Genomic DNA, 21,997 nt, shown 5'->3' with positions numbered 1-21,997 from the left:
GGGGTCTAGTCCATCGGCCGCCCGTCGCGGGGTTCTCGCATGGTCGATCCGCCGCGTCGAGGCCCGCGAAATATTTTCGTGCCGCGCGGTGTTGAACAGCACAGTGCTGAGTGCACAGAACCGGGAAGAGAAGCACACATGAGCGAGCAGAATGCGTCGGAGGCGGCTGTGAAGCCCCGTACCCTGGCGGAGAAGCTGTGGGACGATCACGTCGTCGTGAAGGGCGAGAACGGGCAGCCCGATCTCATCTACATCGACCTGCACCTGATTCACGAGGTGACGAGTCCGCAGGCATTCGACGGCTTGCGCGTCGCTGATCGCCCGCTGCGCCGGGTCGACTTGATGATCGCGACGGAGGATCACAACACCCCGACCCTCAACATCACGCGTCAGATCGAGGATCCGACGAGCCGACTGCAAATCGAGACGCTGCGGCAGAACGTCGCGGAGTTCGGGGTTCGCGCGCACCCTCTGGGTGATCGTGAGCAGGGCATCGTGCACGTGGTCGGGCCGCAGCTCGGGCTGTCGATGCCGGGTATTACGGTCGTGTGCGGCGACAGCCACACGTCGACGCACGGAGCATTCGGCGCGCTGGCGTTCGGCATCGGCACGAGCGAGGTCGAACATGTCATGGCGACGCAGACGCTCCCGTTGAAGCCGTTCAAGACCATGGCGATCAACGTGGAGGGCGAGTTGCGCCCCGGCGTCACGGCGAAAGACATCATTCTGGCCGTCATTGCTAAGATCGGCACCGGTGGTGGGCAGGGATACGTGCTCGAGTACCGCGGCTCTGCGATCCGCGGACTGTCGATGGACGGCCGGATGACGATGTGCAACATGTCGATCGAGGCCGGCGCCCGTGCGGGTATGGTCGCCCCCGACGAGACGACGTTCGCGTACGTCAAAGGTCGGCCGCACGCGCCGCGCGGCGCCGATTGGGACGAGGCGGTCGCCTACTGGAAGACGCTGCCGACCGACGAGGGCGCGGTGTTCGACAAGGAAGTGTTCATCGACGCCGATTCGCTCGAGCCGTTCGTGACCTGGGGCACGAACCCGGGCCAGGGCGTCTTGCTCAGCGAGACCGTGCCCGATCCGGAGACCATCGCCGATCCCAACGAGCGCGCTGCCGCCGAGCGCGCGCTCGAGTACATGGATCTTGAGGCGGGTACTCCGATGAAGGAGATCCCTGTCGACGCCGTGTTCATGGGTTCGTGCACGAACAGTCGTCTCGACGACCTGCGCACCTTCGCTGAGATCATCAAGGGCAAGCAGAAGGCCGAGGGCGTGCGGCTCATGGTGGTTCCGGGGTCGGCTCGCGTGCGCGCGGAGGCCGAGGCCGAGGGGATCGACCGCATCGTGGAGGCGTTCGGCGGAGAATGGCGTTTCGCTGGCTGCTCGATGTGTCTCGGCATGAACCCGGATCAGCTGGCCCCGGGCGAGCGCTGCGCCTCGACCTCGAACCGCAACTTCGAAGGGCGTCAGGGCAAGGGCGGGCGCACGCACCTGGTTTCTCCGCTGGTCGCAGCTGCGACAGCGATCAGGGGCACGCTGTCGAGCCCCTGGGATCTGCAGGCAGACTTGGAGCAGGGCGTGACGCACGATGCGCCGGAGGGCGCGGAATTGCCGGTGCGCCGACGCATTCCGATCATGCCCGTTTCCGAGAAGGCAGGAGCCTGAGCCATGCAGAAGTTCACGACGTTCACCGGCATCGCCGCCCCGCTGCAGCGCTCGAATGTGGATACCGATCAGATCATTCCCGCGGTGTTCTTGAAGCGCGTCACGAAGACCGGATTCGAGGACGCGCTGTTCTCTCACTGGCGGCAGGATGAGAACTTCGTGCTCAACCAGCCTGTGTTCCAGGGTGCCGAGATTCTCGTCGCCGGCGCGGATTTCGGTACGGGTTCGTCGCGCGAGCACGCGGTATGGGCCCTTCGGGACTTCGGGTTCCGAGTCGTCATCTCGCCTCGCTTCGCGGATATCTTCCGCGGCAATTCGGGCAAGCAGGGGCTGCTCGCCGCTCAGGTCACCGAAGACGAAGTGAAGCAGATCTGGGCCGCGATCGACGCCGACCCCGGCATGCAGGTCACCGTGAGTCTTGAAGACTGCACGATCACAGCGGGTGATCTCACGATCCCCTTCGAGGTTGACGAATACACGCGTTGGCGCCTCATGGAAGGGCACGACGATATCTCTTTGACGCTCCGCGATGCGGACGCCATCACCAGGTTCGAGGCGAACCGCCCGAGCTGGATGCCGACAACGACCCCCGTGGAGGCCGCATGACCAAGCACACTGTGAACGAGGCCGAGCTGGAGCCGATGGAGGACGCGACCGAGGCAGTGTCCGCCGCATCGACCGACGAGACCGAGGCCGCCGGGCGCAAGCTCGATGCGCAGAAGGCCGGCGCTCGGGTCGGGCTCACCTCCGATGAAATCATCATCAACGGTGGCCGCCCGCTCAAGGGACGCATCGAGGTGCGCGGGGCCAAGAACCTCGCGACGAAGGCGATGGTTGCTGCACTGCTCGGCAAAACCCCGAGCGTGCTGCGCAACGTGCCCAACATCTCGGACGTGCGCGTCGTCGCGGGTCTTCTTGCCCTCCATGGGGTGCTCATCACGCGCGGCGAACAGGGCGGGGAGTGGCGCCTGGATCCGTCGAACGTTGAGGTCGCCCACCAGGCCGACATCGATGCCCACGCTGGTTCGTCGCGCATTCCGATCCTCTTCTGCGGGCCGCTGCTGCACCGCCTCGGCGAGGCCTTCATCCCCGATCTCGGCGGATGCCGGATCGGCGATCGCCCCATCGACTTCCACCTCGACGCGCTGCGCAACTTCGGCGCCGTCATCGAAAAGCTGCCGAGCGGAATCAGCTTGACCGCGCCCGACGGGCTCAAGGGTGCGAACATCGAGTTGCCGTATCCGTCGGTCGGCGCCACCGAGCAGGTGCTGCTCACGGCAGTGCTCGCGGAGGGCCAGACCGAGCTGCGCAACGCAGCCATCGAGCCCGAGATCGTCGACCTCATCTGCATCCTGCAGAAGATGGGCGCGATCATCTCGATGGAGCCGAACCGAGTCATCTTCATCGAGGGAGTTCCCGAGCTTCGCGGGTACGACCACCGTGCCATCTTCGACCGCAACGAAGCCGCCAGCTGGGCCGCTGCAGCGCTCGCAACCAAGGGCGACGTGTTTGTCGGCGGCGTCGAGCAGGAAGAGATGATGACCTTCCTCAACGTCTTCCGCAAGGTCGGCGGCGACTTTGACGTGCATGACGACGGGATCCGCTTCTGGCACCCGGGCGGAGCGCTCAAGCCGGTCACCATCGAGACCGATGTGCACCCGGGATTCATGACGGATTGGCAGCAGCCGCTCGTCGTGGCGCTCACGCAGGCCGAGGGCCAGTCGACCATCCACGAGACGGTGTACGAGAACCGATTCGGATTCACCGACGCCCTCGTCAAGATGGGCGCTGACATCAAGGTGTACAAGGAGGGGCTGCACGATGCGAGGCGCCGCGTCAAGCGTCGCGAGTTCGAGCAGGCCGCCGTCATCACCGGCCCGACCCCGCTGCACGGCGCCGATATCGAGGTGCCCGACCTGCGCGGCGGCTTCAGCCACCTCATCGCGGCGCTGACAGCCGAGGGGCAGTCGAAGGTCACGAACCTCGGCATCATCTCGCGCGGGTACGAGAACTTCATCGAGAAACTGCACCTGCTCGGCGCCGATTTCGTCTACGAGAGCTGAGCGGAATCGCTTCTGAGAATGCGGTGGTTGTCCGGGGCGTATGCACCTGGGCAACCGCCGCTTTCGAGATAATGGATGCATGACTGACACCGTGAAGTTTCGGAGCCGCCTCTCGCCGGAGAAGCGTCGGCCCTCGGCGTTCTGGGTGCTGGCGTCACTGATCTTGCCGTTCTGGTCGCTCATGGTGCGGTACCGTTTCACGCCTCAGTCGAAGTTGCCGGAGCGCGGGCCGTTCATCCTCGCGCCCAATCATTACAGCGAGGTCGACCCGATCGCGATGGGGGCCGCAGTGTGGCATTTGGGGCGGTTGCCTCGTTTCATGGCGAAGGCGAGCCTGTTCAAGGTGCCGGTGCTGGGATGGCTCATGCGGGCATCGGGACAGGTGCCGGTGCAGCGCGATGGCGTTGCGCGTTCGGCGAGTCGCGACGGCAACCCGATGAGCGCGGCTTCGCAGATCATCGAACGTCAAGACGGTGTGATCGTGTACCCCGAGGGAACGCTGACCCGCGATCCAGATCTGTGGCCGATGCGGGGCAAGAGCGGTGCGGTTCGCCTCGCTCTCGAGGCGGGCATTCCCCTGATACCCGTCGCGCACTGGGGCACGCACCGATTGATGCCGCGGTACGCGAAGCGGCTTCATCCGTTTCCGCGGAAGACGATCGAGGTGGCGATCGGCGAGCCGCTCGATCTGAGCCGCTTCGCGGGCAAGCCGGTCGATCAGCGAACCATCAATGAGGCGACGCGCGAGCTGATGGACGCCATCACTCGGCTGCTCGCCGGCCTTCGAGGCGAACAGCCGCCGGCAGAGCGCTGGGATCCGAGCAAGCACCAGCAGAGCGAAACGGGGCGCTTTTGAGTACACGATCCGGATCAGCGTTGTCGGCGCACGCCGAACGCAACCGGGGTCGCAAAGTCGCCGTGATCGGAGCAGGCAGTTGGGGGACGACGTTCGCCAAGGTGCTCGCCGACGCGGGTTGCGACGTCACGATGTGGGCCCGCCGCCCTGAGATCGCCAATGAGATTCAGGTCGCGCGGCGGAACAGCCAGTATCTTCCCGGGGTGAATCTGCCCAAGACGCTCGCCGCGACCGACGATCTCGCGATCGCGCTGCAGGGCGCACGACTCGTCTTCCTCGCCGTGCCGAGTCAGACGCTGCGTCAGAATCTCATCGACCTCGAGCCGTATCTCGATCGTCGATCGGTGCTCGTCAGCCTTGTGAAAGGCGTGGAGAAGACGACGACCATGCGTATGTCGGAGGTCATCGCCGACACGCTCGACCTCGGTCCCGAGCGCATCGCGGTCGTGTCCGGCCCGAATATCGCGCTTGAAATCGCGAAGGAGCAGCCGACGGGAGCCGTTGCCTCATGCGTTGATCTCGGTGTCGCACAAGAGGTGGCGATGGCCGCGAACGCCCCGTACTTCAGAACGTACGTCAACACCGACGTGATCGGCACCGAGCTCGGCGGTGTGCTGAAGAACCTCATCGCGCTCGCGATCGGCATCGTCGACGGCGTGGGCTACGGAGAGAACACCAAAGCAGCGATTATCACGCGGGGTCTCGCGGAGATGACCGAGTTCTCCGTCGCGTCAGGCGCCGATCCGGCCACCCTCTCGGGCCTCGCCGGTCTCGGCGACCTGATCGCGACGTGCCAGTCGCCGCTCTCGCGCAACAACACCGCCGGGCGCCTGATCGGCCAGGGGTACACGCAAGAGGAGACCCGCGAGCAGATGCAGCAGGTCGCCGAGGGCATCACTTCGGTACCACCCGTGCTCGAACTCGCTCGTAAGCGCGGTGTCGCCATGCCGATCGTCGAGCAGGTGCAGATGGTGCTGAGCGGCAAGATGCAGCCCGAGTACCTGGGCCCGCACCTCGCCACGGAGAATGAAGTGCCGCAAGCCGAACTCAGCTTGGGCTCACCTCAGACCGGTCGAATCAGACGACTGCTCGACCGTATGAAGGGAACCCGCGCGTGACCGAAACCGCGACCGCACTGCATCAAGAAACGTCGACGAAGCGCGCGGTCGTGTTGCTGTTCGGTGGGCGTTCGAGCGAGCACGGAATCAGCTGCGTCACTGCCGCGGGCGTGCTGCGCGCAATCGATCGCACGAAGTTCGACGTGATCCCGGTGGGCATCACGAAGCAGGGCGCCACCGTGCTGATGCAGGAGGACGACCTCGATGGCTACCGCCTCGACGCCGCTGCGCTTCCCGAGGTGACCGATAACGGCACACGTGTGCTGTGGCCTGCGTCGACCGTTACGCGGGTGCTCACGGTGATCGATCAGTCCGGAGCATTGCGCAGCCTGGGGCACGCCGATGCAGTGCTGCCGATGCTGCACGGCCCCTACGGCGAAGACGGGACGGTGCAGGGCATGCTCGACCTCGTCGACCTGCCGTACGTGGGAAGCGGCGTGCTCGGATCAGCGCTGTGCATGGACAAGCACGCAGTCAAGACCGTGCTCGCGGATGCGGGCATCGCCGTCGCACCGTGGAACACCGTCACCCGCTCTCAACTCGATGCCGACCCGTCACTCATCTCGCGGCTCGATGCCGGCTTGAATTATCCGCTCTTCGTGAAGCCCGCACGTGCGGGTTCGAGCATGGGCGTTACCAAGGTGGCTGTGGCCGCGGATCTTCCCGGAGCGCTCGATGTCGCATTCGCCGAGGATCGCACGGTGCTCATCGAATCCGGCGTTGTCGGCCGCGAGGTCGAGATAGGCGTGCTCGAGGGGCGCGGAGATGCGGGGCCGCGCACGAGCACCGTGATCGGGGAGATCGTGATCTCGGATGGGGGCTTTTACGACTTCGCCTCGAAATACCTGGACGGTTCAGGGGTGCGTCTAGATCTGCCAGCCGCCGTGAACGATGACGAGTTCGAGTCATTGCGACGCGATGCGGTTCTCGCGTTCGAGATCGCTCAGTGCGCCGGGCTCGCGCGCGTCGACTTCTTCTTGACCGAGAACGGGCCAGTACTCAACGAGATCAATACGCTCCCTGGGTTCACGCCCATCTCGATGTACCCGCGACTGTGGGAAGCGTCTGGGATGAGCTACACCGAACTCATCACCGAGCTCGTCGAGCTCGCCATCGAGCGCCGCCCCGCCTACTGAGTCGCCTTCCGGCGGCGGGCGACGATCGCGCTATTGCTTCGCCTCGGGCACGTCGAACGTGTCTGAGAGGGTGGTGCACTGACGATCCTGCGGCAGCTGCTGCACGACGGCGTTCAGGTCGACCGTGGTCTCGGTGCCGCTGACCTGCTCGGAATCGACGTAGACGGCAATGCCGGGTGTGCGGCCGTACGGTTCGAAGCGATAGATCGGCGCTGCCGAGTCGTCGATCACCCAGTCGATGCCATTGACATTGACGCAGGTGTCGGTAGTCGGCCCGCTCGGCTCCACTCCGCAGACGAGTTGTACGGCGCCGTCGCCCCAGGCACCGGTCGCCTGAGCATTGGTGTAGCGCCGATCCTCACCCGCGACGACATCGGGCAATCGCACAACCACGTTTGCACACGCCGAATTGTTCGCATCTTCTGCGGCCTGCATCGGCACGATCGGCGCACATGCGGTCATGAGCGTCGCGGTGCTCGCGAGTGCTGCTGAGAGTGCGACGATCTTGACGGCCCGAGACTTCACCGTTCCAGCCTACTCGTCGCGGGCTGGTCGAGCGCCGAGTGCGCGTAGGCGCTGGTGCATGGGCGACGGTAGCTTGGAAGTGTGGAACCACGAGAGAAGCCGCAAACCACCGTCGGTGAACTGGGGGAGTCGGGTGTGCTCGCGCGCGTGCTCGCACAGCTCTCGGAGGCGAGCGCCGTCGAGCTGGGTCCGGGCGACGACTGCGCGGTGCTGCGGCACGAGGGCGACATCGTCGTGACGACCGACACGATGATCGAGGGCCCCGATTTCCGTCTCGCCTGGCACGACGGCTTCGAGCTCGGCTGGAAGCTGGCGGCCACGAACCTCTCAGATGTCGCATCCATGGGGGCGCGTCCGACCGCGCTGACAGTGGCGCTTGCGGTGCCGCTCGAAACTCCCGTGCGCCTGCTCGAGCGGATCGCCGAGGGCCTCGATGCTGCCTGTCGCGCGCTGGCGCCGGGCTGCGGCGTGGTGGGCGGAGACCTCGGGAGAGCACCCGTCGTGACTGCTGCGGTCACGGCGCTCGGCGACCTCGAGGGGCGGGTGCCGGTGCTGCGTTCCGGCGCCCGCGCTGGCGACGTCGTGGCGTATGCGGGGGAGCTGGGGCTCGCGGGGCTCGGTCTCTCGCTGCTCTTCGCGGAAGGTCTCGCGTCCGATGGCACCGCGAGTGCGGATGCCGTTCCCGGGCTCTGGGCCGCGCATCCGGAGGTCCTTGCCGCCCAGCTCGCGCCGGCGCCTCCAATACCCCTCGGCGTCGCAGCTGCGCTGGGCAAGGCAACGGCGATGATGGACGTCTCCGACGCTCTCTCGATCGATAGTGAGCGTCTCGCTCGCGCGAGCGGCGTGCATATCGACTTCTCCGCTGCGCTGCTCGAACGCGGCTTCGGTGAGCAGAGCGGAGTGGTGGTGCCGGTCGAAGCGATGCTGCATGGCGGTGAGGATCACGGCTTACTGGCGACCTTCCCTGCCGCTGTGGCGCTGCCCGCCGGATTCCTGCCGGTCGGAGTGGTGCTGGAGGCGTCCAAAGCAGGATCCTCGGACGAAGCCGGCCCGACCGCGACATCACAGGTGCCCGGACAGGACGTCGCAAGGTTGTCGCTCGATGGCGAAACGCTCATCGCGCGCGGCTGGGATCCCTACACCGTGCAGTATCCAGGTGCTGCGTGACGTTTGGCCAAGCTCGGCTATCCGCCGATTCAGCTGAGAGACATGCTCGATACGAACCCCATTGTGTTCCATGCAACGTGCACCGCAATCGGAACAAAGATGTTTCGTTGCGAAAGTAGGTAGAGGGCTCCGAGCAGTAGCCCAACGAGGCCGTAGTTTAGAAGTAGCGGCCACTCGGCGATACTTCGGAGGTGCATCGCACCGAACAGGGCGCTGGAAACGATGAGCGCCATCCACGACGGTATCCGGTGGGCAAGCTTTCCGATCAGCACTTCGCGAAAAATGACCTCTTCGAGCACTGGCCCAACGATTCCTGATGCGACGAAAAGCAGGCTAGCCAGTAGCGCGGAGCTCTTCGCGAGCATCTGCAACTGGGCTGTCGACTGCGCGTTTTCTCCGTCGGGTGATACTCCCAGGTGGATGAAGATGGTCGTAGTGATGATTCCCAATAAGTAGGCCGCGACGAATCCGAACGCTCCCCATCCCACGAACCGCCATGGGGCAATACGAGTCGCCCTCCAACCTGAAACGAGCTCTCGACGGAAACACCAGAAAGCGGCGACTCCGATCAACACGTACACGACCAGTCGTGTCATAGCAGTGCTCTCCCGAGCGAGTCTGTCTCCGAAGACATGACCGAACAGGACGTAAACGATGAATGCGCCAATAGCGGCCATTTGTGTGTACGAGAGCGCGCTGCGCTCGGAATCGATGATCGACTGGTCCTTCGGCAAGATAGTCTCCATGAATTGGTGCGGCCTGCTGCAGACAGTCGAGCTTTGCATTGTGACCGCGCAAGACGTCCTCGGATCACAATGTTGAGTAACGATCTTCACGTCTTGCAGTACTGGACGTGCTGGCCTCTCTGGGCAAGCCGGCAAGCGAGCTCTGGGGAGCAGGACGGCTGCCGCAAATCAACCTGATTTTCGGCGTCGCTACTGAGATTCTCGTGCGGTGACATGTGACGGCGTGCGTCTGCTCGTACCTACGCACGCGAGCTACTTAGCTCTGCAGTGCTCGCTACTTAAAGCCGTACGGCGTCATACTGAATTGATGCTCTGACGAGGGAAAAATGATGTTCTCGGTGCCCCCGAGAACATCATTGACTATCGGTAACCGACGTACGTATGGTGATTCGGCACCTGGCACTTCCCGTGAAACTCGGACGGAATCGCACTCGATGCCAGGCACTGCAGCACCAGCGTCGGAGCACGGGCAGGAGGGCAAGCGAGTGGGCAGCAGGCGGGGGATCATCGGGGCCGCGATCGCAAGCGCAGCGGCGCTGTGCGCGTTCGCGCTCACGGCATCGACCACGGCAGCGGGATTTCAGTCGTCAAGTCATGCGAGAGCTGAACTCGCAACCGAGGCCATGGTCGCGGCATACCCGGTGCGTCAAGACATGTCGCCCGGTTCGGCGCTGTATCTGAATCGTTTCGGCGAACTCTACGTCACCGGCGACCGCCGGAGCGGAAACGGGGCTGGGGTCGCGAGCACAGCGCTGAATCTCGCGCCCCCGAACCAGGTTGTCTTCCCGGAAGGGGTCCGCATTGTCGACGCGGGATCTTCTGGCAACGATTTCAACTGGGGGCAGCAGACGTTGTTCTCCGCTCTCGACGACCAGGGGCGCGTCTGGACTTGGGGTCAGGCCTGGGGCGGACCGACACTCATCGGGCGCGGGTCCATCTCCGCTGCCGAATCGAGGACACCGGGGCAGGTCACTACGACCGACACGGGTGAAGCGCTGCCTGAGATCATCGACCTCCAGCAGATCGAGAACCAGGTGTATGCCCTCGACGTCAACGGCACCCTGTGGGCCTGGGGGTACGGGGGCGAGAACATGCCGACGCCCACAACCGGGAACAAACCGCTTCCGTCGCGCGCGAACACCACGACGGCCACACCGGGACTGGGCTCGTGCGTCTCGAACAGTACCGGCGATGTCGTCTGGCACACCGTGTGGGGCGGGTACGTCTCCGCGGGGGGAGTCGCAACGAACGGACTGATTTACACCTGGGGCTGGGACAACTCCAACGGGGTATCTACTACCCAGACGAACCAGGGGTGCCCGATTCTCAATCAGGGCGCTAACCGTGTGCTGTTCGAGAATTATCCGGACCTCTACCAAACCGCCGACGGGCTCACCTATGATCCGCAATCCTTGCCTACCGAAGCGGAGCGGACCGCACGCTACGAGGCCATCGTCGCTCACGCAGCCTCTCTCGCTGCGCCTGGCCCATGCAGCGCGCCGGTGCGCAAAACGAACGGCGTTGACGCCAGTGAGTGCCCGGTGCGTCAACTGGGTTTTTCCACTCGTGCCCCTCGTTTGCTGCTGCAGAACGGCGACCTGTACACCTGGATGGTCTCGACGGACACCACGTACGGCTTCTATTTTCTCGGACGCCCCAGCAGTACGAGCCCAGCCGATCCGAATTTTCGCAACCGACCCGCGCTCGCGCTCTCGAACGTCGATTCGACCGTCTCGGGCGTGGGATCGATGCAAGCGCTGACCCGCGATGGCCTCGTGTACGGCTGGGGTCGCAATAACTTCTGCCAAGCCGTCGGCGAGCGCACGTCTGGCTCGAATGCATGCAGCAGCAATGTGTCTGCGGATATCGTCACGCTTCCCAGGCCCGTAGGCGGGATCCCCGACGACGTTCCCATTGCCAGGCTCAGCTCGACGCAGTGCGCAGCGTGGGCCACCTCCGCAGACGGAGGCGTGTGGGGATGGGGCGGCGGCACGATCGTAGCCACCGGGTGGGTGACCTGCGGCACGGCAGGAGCCACCTACAAGATCCACGACCAGCGTGCCGCAACCGTTTCGACGCCATTCGGCGCGCCCATCACCGCGACTTCCACCGCTACGACACCTGTTCTCGAATAGTCCCATCAAGAAAATATCCAGTCACTCATCACGCGAAAGGCGAAACTCATGAACGAAACGCTGCTGTCCTCAGACGCTCCTTCGGAAGCTCCCACCGAACGTCGGCGCGGAAAGAAGCGCCTCATCATCGCGGGCGGCGCACTGATCGGTGTCGGAGCTCTCGCGACCGTTGCTGCCTTCACCGATTTCGGGTTACTGAATCTCGGCGGCGATGGCGGTTTCGGTGGCCCCGACAACGTCTACAACATCCAAGTTTCTGCTGGTCAGGAGGACACGGTTGGCGATGTCGCAAGCTGGATCGAGGCAAATCCCGATGCAGTGGATGTCGTGCCGATTGCAGGCGCTGACTCGCTCATTCCGGGCGGGGCTCCGGTCGACGTCAGCATTCCCGTTCTCAACGCGTCTCCGACGTTCGGTTCGACGTTGGAGGTCTCCATCGAAGACACCACGCCCGTCAACCCCGATGGCGCGCAGGAGACTCGGAACAATGCGTACGCGGGTCTCGTGAGGATCAGCATCGCTCAAGTAGCGGACGCCTCCACGACGCCGACTTCGTGGGTGATCGAAGACGCAACGATCTCGGCGGCCAATACGGCACTCAACGATCTCGCTGCGGAAGCCGGCGTCGTGACCGTCGTCAGAGTCGAGCTGATCGAAGGGGCTACTCAAGAAGAGACGAATGCTGCAAACGGAGGCATGGTCAATCTGCAAGCGCGCTTCGACGGCACCTCCGTCAACTGACTCCCGGCAACCACGCAAGTCGAATGACTCGAAAGCAGGTGATCCATGGCTCAGATCCGCTCGCAACGACGTGTCCGTCGTGACATCGCCGCCGCGATCATCGCCTGCGCGGTCATCGCCATCGGATTGCTCCTCGTTGCAGCCACCACGTTGGTCACTGGCGCGGCCGAAACTGGAAGGGTGGGCGGTCGAGCCGTCATCGGCGCAGCTGGAGCTGACGCGTTCGCCATCCAAGTGGCGGGCCGCGAAGGCGCAGGGTGGGAGCCCACTGCATCGGACTGGGTGTTCGCCCGCACGAACGGATTCGATGTGCCCATGGACCTCGAACAAGGATTCGGACCAGGAGCTTCGCGCGTCTTTACATTGGGCGTGCGTAACGCGAGCCCGGTACTGCCTGGCACGATCAGCATGGAGATCCTGAACCGGGATGCCGCTGAATCGGCGCTCTTCGATCGACTCCTCTACACGGTCGAGATGCGCGGTGATGTGCTGCTCGATCGGGTTCCTGGAGACGAGCTCGACGTCATGACGCCGGTGAACCTCGGGTACTTCGAATCGGAAGATGCGAAGACTCTCACGATGACGGTCACGATGCCCGAAGACGCAGGCAACGAGCTGCAGCGTGAGACGGCGCGAGTACAGGTGGCGATGCGGGGAGTTTCGCAATGAAGCGCTCGATGCGGCTTGCGGCTGTCTTGCTTGGCGTCGGCTCTGTGCTTCTGATCGGCACGACGACCGCCGCATTCACGCAGACGCTTCAAGCGAACGGGTCGCTCTCCGGTTCGGTCGCAGTCGCTCAGGGGACAGATCCCGCTGATCGCTACGAGGATCCAGCGCAGCCGAATATCGTCGCGGAAGTCACCCCCGACTCTCGCGGGATTGCGACGCTCTATGACGATCAGCGTGCGTACCCGACTCGTCCTACGGCAAGCTTCGCGGTTCAGGCCGCGTTGCTCGAAGGATCAGCTTCTGCGGATCTGCGCGCGATGCTGAGCGCCCCCGAGGGCGACGCAGCCTGGATCGCGCCATATCTGCGATTCGGAATCGAGGTCGATGGCGTGAATCAGGATCCAGACGGCATTCCCCGAAGCATGCAGCAGGTCAACGACGCAAACGGCATCCTCATCGGTACGCGCGAGGCGGGCGCCCCCGAGTCACAGATCCTGATCAAGGTGTGGCTCGCACCCGATACACCTCAGGCTGCATACGCCCAACAGCTTCCCGTGGACGTCACGATCATCGGTGAAACGACCGCCGGAACGACATTCGAACTGGAGGTCACGCTGCAATGAGACCGTGCCGCATCGCTCTCACCGCGGTCATCGCTCTTGCGCTGAGCAGTGCCGTTGCATCTCCGGCGCTCGCTGCCGGGGTGCTCGAGCCCGAGGGGCTCACGAGCGTGGAAGTTCGTGTGGCAGGGCCCGGTCACGGTGTTGCATGGGACATGTCTGCGCGAAACGTCGCCAGCGCAGTGATCACGCCGACACTCCGGGTCACGGAAATTACTGGCGACATCTTCGAAGGGCCGAATCCTGCAACTCTCGAGCTGAGAACCGATGACGATGTGTTGTATACCGGGAACGCCGAGAGCCTCGTCGGAGAAGTCATCGAGGTCGGGGAGGTTGCCGTCGACGAGGTCGTTTCGGTCTCCGCATCGGTGCACCTGCCTGCCGCAGCCGGTGATGAGTATCGCACCGCGACGGGGGTGGTGCACTGGGAATACGCCGCATTCGCCCCAGAATCTCCGACGGCTCAGCCGCCCGCACAGCCCGGTCAGCCCGACGCGCCCGAGCAGCCGGGGCTACCAGTGACAGGCACGTCAAGCCCAGCCGCGATCGCTGCGTGGGGGATCGCGATTGGACTCGCTGGCGTGCTGCTCTCGTGTGCAGCGCGACGCCCGCTCAAGAAACGAGAGGACTCATGAGCGCAACTCGAATGACCTTGCGCCGAGCTCGTGCGCGGCTCACTCATCGGGTGCCGAGCAGCACTTGGGCACTGGTGCTCATCGTGACCGGGGCACTGGTGGCCAGTGGCGCGATGGTCGGTTCGACAATGGCTGCCTTCGCCGACCATGCGGAGGTCGGCCTGACCGCCGAGACTCAGTTCGATGTGCTGCTCATCCACGGCGACGAGACCGTGACGGGGTTCGGGTCCGATGGCATTGACGCGGCACTCACGGGAGCCGAACCTTATGTTCCGGGAGCCACCGCGGTGACCTCGCTGCGGGTCGGCAACAACAGCGCTCGAGTGCCATTGACACTCGTTTCTACGGTATCCGGAGAGGGCGATCTCAGTGCGGCGATTCGAGTTTCGGCCACGGTCACTCGCGAGGATGGCGGTGTCGAGACCGTGCTCGGAAACCCGGATTCCCCCGGGGATGGAGTGCCGTTGAGCGACGCGACGACAGCGGGCTTCGCGCTCGCCGCTCGTGATGCGCCGCCACTGCTCGATGGAGAGACGTGGTCTGGGCCCGACGGCAGCGCCGCAACCCTCCGCGTCTACGTGCATGTGCTCGACCTCCCCGAACTCCGCGATCGTGAGGGCGGAGCGTTGAACCTGTCGATTGCGTTGACCGCTACTTCGGGTGCGTGACACGGCGATGAACGACGAAGCAGAGGTCAGAGGTGGCATGAGAGTCTTTCGGATCGTGCGTTCGATCCTGTTCACCATCGGCGCGGTCGTAGGAGCAGGATCGATCCTGCTGGTGATCGCGACGCTCGCATTCGGGCTCCGTCCACTCGTCGTGATATCCGGATCGATGGAGCCGGGTATTCCTACGGGCTCGCTGATTCTCACGCGTACGGTTCCGGCCGCCGACCTGAAGATCGGTGACGTGGTGACAGTACCGCGCCCCGATGGTCGCGGCCCCGTCACCCACCGAGTCGTCGAGATCGACGAGATGGAGCAGGGGCCCGTCGAACTCGAGCTGCAGGGCGACGCCAATGCTGCGAAAGACCCGCAACCGTATGTGGTGAACGAAGCCGGTCTGCTCCAACTCACGGTGCCGGGGCTCGGGGTCGTCGTGGAGGGACTGCGAAGCCCGCTCGGTCTTGCAGGGGTCGGCACGGTGCTTGTCGGACTCGTGCTGCTCTACTTCGTCCAGCCCGCCCGGCCGACCGCGAAGGCCAAGCGAACTCGTGCAGTCGCGGCGGACCCTGCAACACACGTGCCAGCGCGCCCACTTTCGGGCCCCGACGGAAGCGAGACGAATCGATGAAAGCTCAGCCCCAAACGTTTCGACGGCGAGTTGCATCCGTGCTGCTTGGGGTCACCACGACGACGGCGCTCATCGCCGGGATCGGGGCTCCGGCCATGGCCGCGGCGCCGATTCCGATCTGGACGCCGGCGATTCAGCAGGAGTTCTACTGAAATCACATCGGCACCGTTGACGCAGGAACGGCACCGCTCTCCGAGACCCTGCCGTCTTCAGGCGACCTCGACTATTCGCAGGCCCATTTCCCAGGGCTGACTTCCGATAGTTATGCGGGGGTTCGCATGGGGTTCGACAACGACACGGAGTACTCGCTCGCCGTGCGCCCCGTCGAAGCCGTGGTCGGCGGTGACATCGCTCCATATATCAACGCCTACTTCGACGCCTCGTGGGCGGACGCGGAGGGGCTCGCGAAAGACCGCGTGCTCGCCGCGGGGGAAGGAGTGCCGCCGACGACTCAGGTCGTCGGCGTGCCGTACACGGTCGGCAATGAAGCGCGGGGTCTCGAAGGAACATTCGGGTGGAGCTGGCAGATCTACGCCGTCCCCATCACGGTCGATGACTCTGGCTGCGCCACGACCGTCGGGCAGCCCATCACGATCACGTTCACGCCGACGGACGACTTCGTCGGGATCGCTTCCGTCGCGTACACGGCCTCAGGGATCGGCGGATACAGCTCGACGTCGACGATCAGCGTCGACGTGCAGGCGGTTCCGGTCGGCGAGCCGCCCGTGGCCCGCGACGACCGCGCTGCAACGGTTTCGGGCACGCCGGTCACCGTTGCCGTGCTCGACAACGACTCGGAGATCGACGCTGAGGCAGAGGTGACGATCATCGAATCGACCGATGCGCAAGGCGACTGGGTTGTGGAACCCTCGCGTTCCGTGACGTTCACGCCAGCGAGTGCATTCGTCGGCGCTGCTGAGGCGACGTATCGGGTGGAGAACCCCGATGGACAGTTCTCGACGGCAATCATCACGATCGATGTCGCCGCGCCGGAGGTCCCCGTGCCCGACCCTGGAACCCCGGTCGATCCGGCGCCTGCGCCACGCGGCGCTCCCGCCGAACCTGCGCCGCCCGCGCAGCCCAGTCCCGCTCCCGAAGGCCGGCCCGCGGCGTCGGGTACCCACGCCGGTGCGGGCGCCACGCACACCCAGCTCGCACGTACGGGAGCCGGTGACCCTTCGGTAGGCGCGATGTTCGGAGGCGGACTGCTCCTCCTCGGTGTGATCGGTGTCGCAGCCGCATCTCGCCTGCGTGTTCGCCGATAGCCCGTCCGGCGACTCGGAGCGCTGCTAGTCAGGAGTCCGCGCGGTCAGGCGAAGCGCTGCCCAGAGTTCCGCGCGCGTGTCAGGGGAGTCGAGATCGAGCTGCAGCAACTGGGAGGCCGTCTGCACTCGCGCTTTGAGGGTATGGCGGTGCAAGCCGAGATGGGTGGACGCCGCGCTTGTCTGCCCGTGGTGCGAGAGCCAAGCGGTCAGCGCCTCCTCGATGTGATCGTGGTGGCGATCATCGTGATGCCGCATGGGCGCGAGCAGCAGTTCGGCGCGGCGCCTCGCCTCGGGATGGGCGTCGAGCAGATGGATGACGCCTTCGTGCATCGCCGGTGCGTACTCGACGGGAGCGTGCACCGAGCTCGATGTCGCCCGGTCGAGCGCGAGCTCGGCCTGGATCAGTGCGTCACCGAATTGCGCGAGCCCGACGCGATCCGAGATTCCCGCAGGGAGGTCGTGAGACGTGAAGAGGCGCCGGATCGCGGGAAGGTGACGTGACTCAGCGACGATCAGCGGATTCGCGTCGGTCGTTGCGGTGAAGAGGCCGGGGCTGCCGGCGTCGAGCGACTGCAGATCTTCGGCGAAGGTCGGGTCCAGGTGATCCGGCACGCCATAGCGCACGACGACGATCGGACCCTGCGGAAAACGCGCGAGTGCACCGGCGGAGAGTCGTTCGGCGAGCGGGAGCTGCCCGGAGAGCAGCAGCTCCACGATGGCGTCGCGCAGCACCGCCTGTGCAGAGCGGATTCCGCTGCGATGCTCCAGCTGCACCGTGGCCAGCGCGGCGACAAGGCCGTGCAGAGCGCGCTCCGCGCTGTCGGGCACGCCTCTTTCTTCGATTGCGAGCACGCCGAGCACGTGGCCCTGGCGGCCGAGGGATTGCAACTGCATTCCCGTACCCGACTCGGTCTCGATGCGCCCGGCGCTCACACCGCGCTCGATGAGGCGACGCGCTTCGCGCCTGACCCAGTCGACGGGAAACTCCGGGCGTTCGCGCTCGGGCGCGAATTCGACGACCCGCCCGAAGCGATCGGTGACGCAGACCCAGTGCCCGAGTCGTGACGCGGCCTCGCGCACGGCTGCGCCGAGACCATCGCGGTGCAGGGATGCGTTCGCAACAGCCCGCTGCGATTCGAGGGACCAGATGTCTCGATCTCGCGCCTTCGCTTCGAGGAGCCGCGCAGCAGTCTGCACGATCTCGATGAAGGCGGTGTCGTACGGAACCCTGAAGAGTGGCAGGCCGAGCCGATCGCAGGCGGAGACCACCAACGCCGGAACCCGATCCCAATGCAGCCCGACGGCGACGCCCAGCGCCGTCACGCCGGCGTCGACCAGGCGCTGAATATAGTCGCCGGCATCCTGATCTGACTGCATCGAACCGAATCGAGCGCCGGTGGTGAGCAGCACGGTGCGCGGAGTGAGAAAAGGTGCCGGATCCTCGAGCTCGCTCACGTGCACCCACTGCACGGGGCGCGTCGAAGCAGCGCGACTGGCGCCGGCGATGAGCGAGAGTTCGAGTTGGTACTGGTGCAACAACTCGCCCAGCTCGATCGTGGGCGCCTGCACGACTCCGGGAGAACTGAGGAGGGGCGGGGCCGCCGGAGCGTGGCGAGCGGACTTCTCCATGACGTCTCCGATCGGTAGTGCCATGCTGGTGAAACTTCAGGTGCCTAAACACCATTCTGGCAGATTGTGAAACGGGGCGCAGGCCGTAGGCTGATCCCGAATCACCACGAACCCGCCACGGCGGGCACACCGAGACTCATAAGGAGAATCAGTCATGACAGCAGTCACCGGCGGTCCCTCGCTTCCGCAGGAGCGCAAGCTCGTCACCAGCATCCCCGGCCCGAAGTCGCAGGAGATGCTCGCACGCAAGAACGCCGCTGTGGCCGCCGGCGTCGGCGTCGCACTGCCCGTTTCCATCGTCGCAGCGGGCGGCGGCGTCATGGTCGACGTCGACGGAAACTCACTGATCGACCTCGGGTCCGGCATCGCAGTGACCGGTGTGGGCAACTCGGCGCCAGCCGTCGTCGAGGCCGTGACCCAGCAGGTGCAGCAGTTCACGCACACGTGCTTCACCGTGACTCCCTACGAGGGCTACGTCGCCGTTGCCGAGAAGCTCAACGAGGTCACCCCTGGCGACCATGAGAAGCGCTCAGCACTCTTCAACTCGGGCGCAGAAGCCGTCGAGAACGCGATCAAGATCGCGCGCCACTACACGAAGAAGAACGCCGTCGTCGTCTTCGATCACGCGTACCACGGTCGCACCAACCTGACCATGGGCATGACCGCGAAGAACATCCCGTACAAGGACGGCTTCGGTCCGTTCGCTCCAGAGGTGTACCGCGTGCCGACGTCGTACCCGTTCCGTGACGGCCTCTCGGGCGCCGACGCCGCGTCGGTCGCGCTGAGCCAGATCGAGAAGCAGGTCGGTGCCGGCAACCTCGCCGCGATCATCATCGAGCCCATCCAGGGCGAGGGCGGCTTCATCGCTCCGGCCGAGGGATTCCTTCCCGCGCTGCAGGAGTGGGCGACCGCGAACAACGTCGTCTTCATCCTCGACGAGGTGCAGACCGGCTTCGCCCGCACCGGCGACCTCTTCGCCGCGAACCACGAAGGCGTCGTGCCCGATCTCGTCACCACGGCGAAGGGCATCGCCGGCGGCCTGCCGCTGTCGGCTGTGACCGGCCGCGCCGAGATCATGGATTCGGCGCACGCGGGCGGCCTCGGCGGCACCTACGCCGGCAGCCCGATCGCCTGCGCCGCGGCACTCGCGACGATCGACACCTACGAGCGCGAGAACCTCACCGAGCGCGCCCGCGAGATCGGCGCGATCATCGACGACTTCTTCGGAGAACTGCAGAAGTCCGATGACCGCATCGGCGACATCCGCGGACGCGGTGCGATGAAGGCCATCGAGCTCGTCGAGTCAGGTTCGCAGAAGCCCGCGGCCGCGCTCACCGGCGCGATCGCCAAGGCGGCAGGCGAGCAGGCAGTGGTCGTGCTCACCTGCGGCACCTTCGGAAACGTCATCCGCTTCCTCCCGCCGCTCTCGATCTCCGACGAGCTGCTGCGCGAAGGCCTGCAGGTCGTCGCCGATGCTCTCGCAGCGAACTGACGCGCGCACACTCCGATCCAGAATTCTCTGAAAGGACACCGAATATGGCTTTGAAGCCCAACGAGCAGGATCTGCTCGACCGTGTCGCCTCCGGCCTCGGCATCGGCGGCACCTGGGAGCCGTCGACCTCCGGTGCGACGCTCGATGTGCACGACCCGGCCACCGGCGCCGTCATCAAGTCGATCGCCGACGCGACGGTCGAGGACGCGGTTCGCGCGCTCGACGCCGCCGTCGATGCTCAGGCCGAGTGGGCGGCGACCTCGAGTCGCGAACGCTCGAACATTCTGCGTCGCGCATTCGACCTGCTGATGGAGCGCAAGGAGGAGTTCGCGCTTCTCATGAGCATGGAGATGGGCAAGCCCATCGCCGAGGCTCGGGGCGAGGTCGTCTACGGCGGCGAGTTCCTCCGCTGGTTCTCGGAAGAGGCCGTGCGGGTTCCGGGCGACTACCGCCAGAACCCCGAGGGCACCGGCACGATGATCGTCTCGCAGATGCCTGTGGGCCCCTGCTACTTCATCACGCCCTGGAACTTCCCGCTCGCCATGGCCACCCGCAAGATCGCTCCCGCGCTCGCTGCGGGTTGCACCGTCGTCATCAAGCCGGCGGCGCTCACTCCGCTGACCACGATCTTCTTCGCGCAGCTGCTCGAAGAAGCGGGCCTGCCGGCGGGCGTCGTGAACGTCGTGGCCACCTCCAAGTCGAGCGCCCAGTCGAGCGCCCTGCTCTCCGATCCGCGTCTGCGCAAGCTCTCCTTCACCGGCTCGACGCCGGTCGGCGTGAAGCTGCTGCAGGCCGCGGCGCAGAACGTGCTCCGTACCTCGATGGAGCTCGGCGGCAACGCACCGTTCGTCGTCTTCGAGGACGCGGATCTCGATAAGGCCGTCGAAGGGGCGATGCTCGCGAAGTTCCGCAACATTGGCCAGGCGTGCACCGCAGCGAACCGCATCATCGTGCACGAGTCGGTCGCCGACGAGTTCGCGCGCCGCGTAGGTGAGAAGGTCGCCGCCATGACTATCGGTCGCGGCGCCGACGAGGGCAACGACATCGGCGCACTCGTCGAGGAGAAGGCCGTGACCAACACGGCGCGTCTCGTCGCCGACGCGGTCGAGACCGGTGCGACGATCGTCACGGGCGGCGAAGTCGTCGACGGGCCGGGGCACTTCTTCCAGCCCACCGTCATCGACCACATCAGCCCGCAGGCTGCGATCATGCGCGAGGAGATCTTCGGGCCGGTGCTCGGCATCATCCGCTTCTCCACCGAGGAGGAGGCGGTCGAGATCGCCAACAACACCGAGTACGGTCTCGTGAGCTACGTGTTCACCGAGAACATCGGTCGCGGTCACCGCATGATCGAGAAGCTCGAAACCGGCATGATGGGCCTGAACACCGGCCTCGTCTCGAATGCGGCGGCGCCGTTCGGCGGCGTCAAGCAGTCGGGCATCGGCCGTGAGGGCGGGTTCGAGGGCATCCACGAGTTCCTCTCGTCGAAGTACACCCTGCTGCCGCGCTCCTGAGCGCCGCAGTTCGCTGAACGGGCCCGGGGTCGCGAGATCCCGGGCCCGTTCGTGCATGACGCGAGCGGTACGAGCGACCAGCGGAGCTGCTACTCAGCAGGCTCGGCCCACCAGAGGGCGGTCTCACCGTAGCGCTTCTCCCGAATCCGTTCGATTCCCGACGGCCACGATGGCTCGGGGGAGCGCGTGCTGCGTTCGACAAGCACAGCGCCGCCTGGGGCGAGCAGGGGCACCACAGCGGTGAGCACGTCCGCGATCTCTGCCTCGGAGTGATCGTAGGGCGGATCGATCATCACAACGTCCCAGGTCGGCGTCACCGAGCGTTCGCCCTCGGCCGCCAGAAACGCCTGCACCGATTGCCGAGCAACGTCGATCCGCGGCGCTTCGTCTGACGACCGTGAGAACGCGCCGAGAACGATGCGCGTGTTGCGCTTCGCGATCTCGGCGGCCTGCGCGTGCTTCTCGACGAGGGTGACCGTAGCGGCGCCTCGGCTCGCCGATTCAAGGCCGAGCGCGCCAGATCCCGCGTACAGGTCGAGCACGCGCACGCCCTCGATGAGATCCCACGACGTGAGCGTCGAGAAGATCGCCTCGCGCACGCGATCGCTCGTGGGTCGCGTGCCCGACTTGGGAACCTCGAGCCGAAGGGATCCGGCTGCTCCGGAGATGATTCTCGTCACGGTTCGAGCGTAGCGCGTCGGAGGTCGGCGATACGC

21 protein-coding genes are annotated in these 21,997 nt (G+C 65.3%); 17 read left to right on the top strand and 4 right to left on the bottom strand.

Annotation, left to right across the window (positions count from 1 at the left end; genetic code table 11):
* Positions 1-138: 138 nt before the first annotated feature.
* The 6 genes from leuC to AB0O71_RS08355 all read left to right on the top strand — a co-directional run bounded on the left by leuC (position 139) and on the right by AB0O71_RS08355 (position 6,850).
* The gene (gene leuC, locus AB0O71_RS08380) at positions 139-1,677 is read left to right on the top strand and encodes a 3-isopropylmalate dehydratase large subunit (protein ID WP_363744175.1); all 1,539 of its coding nucleotides are present in this window, start codon (positions 139-141) and stop codon (positions 1,675-1,677) included.
* A gap of 3 nt (positions 1,678-1,680) precedes the next feature.
* Positions 1,681-2,283: a 3-isopropylmalate dehydratase small subunit gene (leuD, locus tag AB0O71_RS08375; RefSeq protein ID WP_363744173.1), complete on the top strand. Its 603-nt coding sequence runs from the start codon at positions 1,681-1,683 to the stop codon at positions 2,281-2,283.
* The gene (gene murA / locus AB0O71_RS08370) at positions 2,280-3,740 is read left to right on the top strand and encodes a UDP-N-acetylglucosamine 1-carboxyvinyltransferase (protein ID WP_363744171.1); all 1,461 of its coding nucleotides are present in this window, start codon (positions 2,280-2,282) and stop codon (positions 3,738-3,740) included. The genes leuD and murA overlap by 4 nt, the downstream gene beginning before the upstream one ends.
* 79 nt (positions 3,741-3,819) lie before the next feature.
* Entirely contained in the window at positions 3,820-4,596 is a 777-nt protein-coding gene (locus tag AB0O71_RS08365) for a lysophospholipid acyltransferase family protein (RefSeq protein ID WP_363744169.1), read from the top strand.
* On the top strand, positions 4,593-5,714 hold the full coding sequence (locus tag AB0O71_RS08360; protein ID WP_363744167.1) for an NAD(P)H-dependent glycerol-3-phosphate dehydrogenase: 1,122 nt from the start codon (positions 4,593-4,595) through the stop codon (positions 5,712-5,714). Before AB0O71_RS08365 ends, AB0O71_RS08360 begins: the two co-directional genes overlap by 4 nt.
* Positions 5,711-6,850 (top strand): D-alanine--D-alanine ligase family protein, encoded by a 1,140-nt coding sequence (locus AB0O71_RS08355; RefSeq protein ID WP_363744165.1) that lies wholly within the window; start codon positions 5,711-5,713, stop codon positions 6,848-6,850. The genes AB0O71_RS08360 and AB0O71_RS08355 overlap by 4 nt, the downstream gene beginning before the upstream one ends.
* A 30-nt stretch (positions 6,851-6,880) precedes the next feature.
* Here AB0O71_RS08355 and AB0O71_RS08350 read toward each other — a convergent pair whose 3' ends face one another.
* Positions 6,881-7,375, bottom strand: a complete 495-nt coding sequence (locus AB0O71_RS08350) for a DUF3515 family protein (RefSeq protein ID WP_363744163.1) — start codon at positions 7,373-7,375, stop codon at positions 6,881-6,883.
* A gap of 81 nt (positions 7,376-7,456) precedes the next feature.
* On the opposite strand from AB0O71_RS08350, the gene thiL reads away from it, so the two are divergent.
* Positions 7,457-8,542: a thiamine-phosphate kinase gene (gene thiL / locus AB0O71_RS08345; RefSeq protein ID WP_363744161.1), complete on the top strand. Its 1,086-nt coding sequence runs from the start codon at positions 7,457-7,459 to the stop codon at positions 8,540-8,542.
* Between the two features lie 29 nt (positions 8,543-8,571).
* Here the strand turns inward: thiL and AB0O71_RS08340 are convergent, their stop codons facing one another.
* The gene (locus AB0O71_RS08340) at positions 8,572-9,276 is read right to left on the bottom strand and encodes a lysostaphin resistance A-like protein (RefSeq protein WP_363744159.1); all 705 of its coding nucleotides are present in this window, start codon (positions 9,274-9,276) and stop codon (positions 8,572-8,574) included.
* A gap of 446 nt (positions 9,277-9,722) precedes the next feature.
* On the opposite strand from AB0O71_RS08340, the gene AB0O71_RS08335 reads away from it, so the two are divergent.
* The 8 genes from AB0O71_RS08335 (at position 9,723) to AB0O71_RS08300 (ending at position 16,646) form a co-directional block, all read left to right on the top strand.
* The gene (locus AB0O71_RS08335) at positions 9,723-11,423 is read left to right on the top strand and encodes a hypothetical protein (protein WP_363744157.1); all 1,701 of its coding nucleotides are present in this window, start codon (positions 9,723-9,725) and stop codon (positions 11,421-11,423) included.
* Between the two features lie 48 nt (positions 11,424-11,471).
* Positions 11,472-12,164: a hypothetical protein gene (locus AB0O71_RS08330; protein WP_363744155.1), complete on the top strand. Its 693-nt coding sequence runs from the start codon at positions 11,472-11,474 to the stop codon at positions 12,162-12,164.
* A 45-nt stretch (positions 12,165-12,209) separates the two neighbouring features.
* A complete protein-coding gene (locus tag AB0O71_RS08325) occupies positions 12,210-12,833 on the top strand; it encodes a hypothetical protein (RefSeq protein WP_363744153.1) in 624 nt (207 codons plus the stop codon).
* Positions 12,830-13,456, top strand: a complete 627-nt coding sequence (locus AB0O71_RS08320) for a hypothetical protein (RefSeq protein WP_363744151.1) — start codon at positions 12,830-12,832, stop codon at positions 13,454-13,456. Before AB0O71_RS08325 ends, AB0O71_RS08320 begins: the two co-directional genes overlap by 4 nt.
* Entirely contained in the window at positions 13,453-14,088 is a 636-nt protein-coding gene (locus AB0O71_RS08315) for a hypothetical protein (RefSeq protein ID WP_363744149.1), read from the top strand. The genes AB0O71_RS08320 and AB0O71_RS08315 overlap by 4 nt, the downstream gene beginning before the upstream one ends.
* Entirely contained in the window at positions 14,085-14,756 is a 672-nt protein-coding gene (locus AB0O71_RS08310) for a hypothetical protein (RefSeq protein ID WP_363744147.1), read from the top strand. Before AB0O71_RS08315 ends, AB0O71_RS08310 begins: the two co-directional genes overlap by 4 nt.
* A 37-nt stretch (positions 14,757-14,793) precedes the next feature.
* Positions 14,794-15,381, top strand: coding sequence for a signal peptidase I (locus tag AB0O71_RS08305; RefSeq protein WP_363744145.1), 588 nt, complete (start codon positions 14,794-14,796; stop codon positions 15,379-15,381).
* 278 nt (positions 15,382-15,659) lie between these two features.
* The gene (locus AB0O71_RS08300; RefSeq protein WP_363744143.1) at positions 15,660-16,646 is read left to right on the top strand and encodes an Ig-like domain-containing protein; all 987 of its coding nucleotides are present in this window, start codon (positions 15,660-15,662) and stop codon (positions 16,644-16,646) included.
* Between the two features lie 24 nt (positions 16,647-16,670).
* Here AB0O71_RS08300 and AB0O71_RS08295 read toward each other — a convergent pair whose 3' ends face one another.
* Positions 16,671-18,299, bottom strand: a complete 1,629-nt coding sequence (locus AB0O71_RS08295) for a PucR family transcriptional regulator (protein ID WP_363744141.1) — start codon at positions 18,297-18,299, stop codon at positions 16,671-16,673.
* A 130-nt stretch (positions 18,300-18,429) separates the two neighbouring features.
* On the opposite strand from AB0O71_RS08295, the gene gabT reads away from it, so the two are divergent.
* Together gabT and AB0O71_RS08285 are read left to right on the top strand one after the other, a co-directional pair.
* Positions 18,430-19,767 (top strand): 4-aminobutyrate--2-oxoglutarate transaminase, encoded by a 1,338-nt coding sequence (gene gabT / locus AB0O71_RS08290; RefSeq protein ID WP_363744139.1) that lies wholly within the window; start codon positions 18,430-18,432, stop codon positions 19,765-19,767.
* 44 nt (positions 19,768-19,811) lie between these two features.
* Positions 19,812-21,281 carry an NAD-dependent succinate-semialdehyde dehydrogenase gene (locus AB0O71_RS08285; RefSeq protein WP_363744137.1) on the top strand — a complete coding sequence of 490 codons (1,470 nt, stop codon included), beginning with the start codon at positions 19,812-19,814 and terminating at the stop codon, positions 21,279-21,281.
* Positions 21,282-21,370: 89 nt separating this feature from the next.
* On the opposite strand, the gene rsmD is transcribed toward AB0O71_RS08285, so the two are convergent.
* Entirely contained in the window at positions 21,371-21,961 is a 591-nt protein-coding gene (gene rsmD, locus AB0O71_RS08280; protein ID WP_363744135.1) for a 16S rRNA (guanine(966)-N(2))-methyltransferase RsmD, read from the bottom strand.
* Positions 21,962-21,997: the final 36 nt, after the last annotated feature.

The organism is Leucobacter sp. NPDC077196 (assembly GCF_040687075.1).
Classification (GTDB): Bacteria; Actinomycetota; Actinomycetes; order Actinomycetales; family Microbacteriaceae; genus Leucobacter.
This window is presented reverse-complemented; position numbering and strand designations above follow the sequence as displayed.

What these genes read in the sequence shown, in the direction of transcription:
- AB0O71_RS08330 (WP_363744155.1), top strand. Translation starts at nt 11,472, where the DNA reads ATGAACGAAACGCTGCTGTCCTCAGACGCTCCTTCGGAAGCTCCCACC.
- AB0O71_RS08315 (WP_363744149.1), top strand. Translation starts at nt 13,453, where the DNA reads ATGAGACCGTGCCGCATCGCTCTCACCGCGGTCATCGCTCTTGCGCTG.
- AB0O71_RS08285 (WP_363744137.1), top strand. Translation starts at nt 19,812, where the DNA reads ATGGCTTTGAAGCCCAACGAGCAGGATCTGCTCGACCGTGTCGCCTCC.
- AB0O71_RS08365 (WP_363744169.1), top strand. Translation starts at nt 3,820, where the DNA reads ATGACTGACACCGTGAAGTTTCGGAGCCGCCTCTCGCCGGAGAAGCGT.
- murA (WP_363744171.1), top strand. Translation starts at nt 2,280, where the DNA reads ATGACCAAGCACACTGTGAACGAGGCCGAGCTGGAGCCGATGGAGGAC.
- AB0O71_RS08320 (WP_363744151.1), top strand. Translation starts at nt 12,830, where the DNA reads ATGAAGCGCTCGATGCGGCTTGCGGCTGTCTTGCTTGGCGTCGGCTCT.
- AB0O71_RS08305 (WP_363744145.1), top strand. Translation starts at nt 14,794, where the DNA reads ATGAGAGTCTTTCGGATCGTGCGTTCGATCCTGTTCACCATCGGCGCG.
- AB0O71_RS08295 (WP_363744141.1), bottom strand. Translation starts at nt 18,299, where the DNA reads ATGGCACTACCGATCGGAGACGTCATGGAGAAGTCCGCTCGCCACGCT.
- leuC (WP_363744175.1), top strand. Translation starts at nt 139, where the DNA reads ATGAGCGAGCAGAATGCGTCGGAGGCGGCTGTGAAGCCCCGTACCCTG.
- gabT (WP_363744139.1), top strand. Translation starts at nt 18,430, where the DNA reads ATGACAGCAGTCACCGGCGGTCCCTCGCTTCCGCAGGAGCGCAAGCTC.
- AB0O71_RS08325 (WP_363744153.1), top strand. Translation starts at nt 12,210, where the DNA reads ATGGCTCAGATCCGCTCGCAACGACGTGTCCGTCGTGACATCGCCGCC.
- leuD (WP_363744173.1), top strand. Translation starts at nt 1,681, where the DNA reads ATGCAGAAGTTCACGACGTTCACCGGCATCGCCGCCCCGCTGCAGCGC.
- AB0O71_RS08300 (WP_363744143.1), top strand. Translation starts at nt 15,660, where the DNA reads ATGGGGTTCGACAACGACACGGAGTACTCGCTCGCCGTGCGCCCCGTC.
- AB0O71_RS08335 (WP_363744157.1), top strand. Translation starts at nt 9,723, where the DNA reads ATGCCAGGCACTGCAGCACCAGCGTCGGAGCACGGGCAGGAGGGCAAG.
- AB0O71_RS08310 (WP_363744147.1), top strand. Translation starts at nt 14,085, where the DNA reads ATGAGCGCAACTCGAATGACCTTGCGCCGAGCTCGTGCGCGGCTCACT.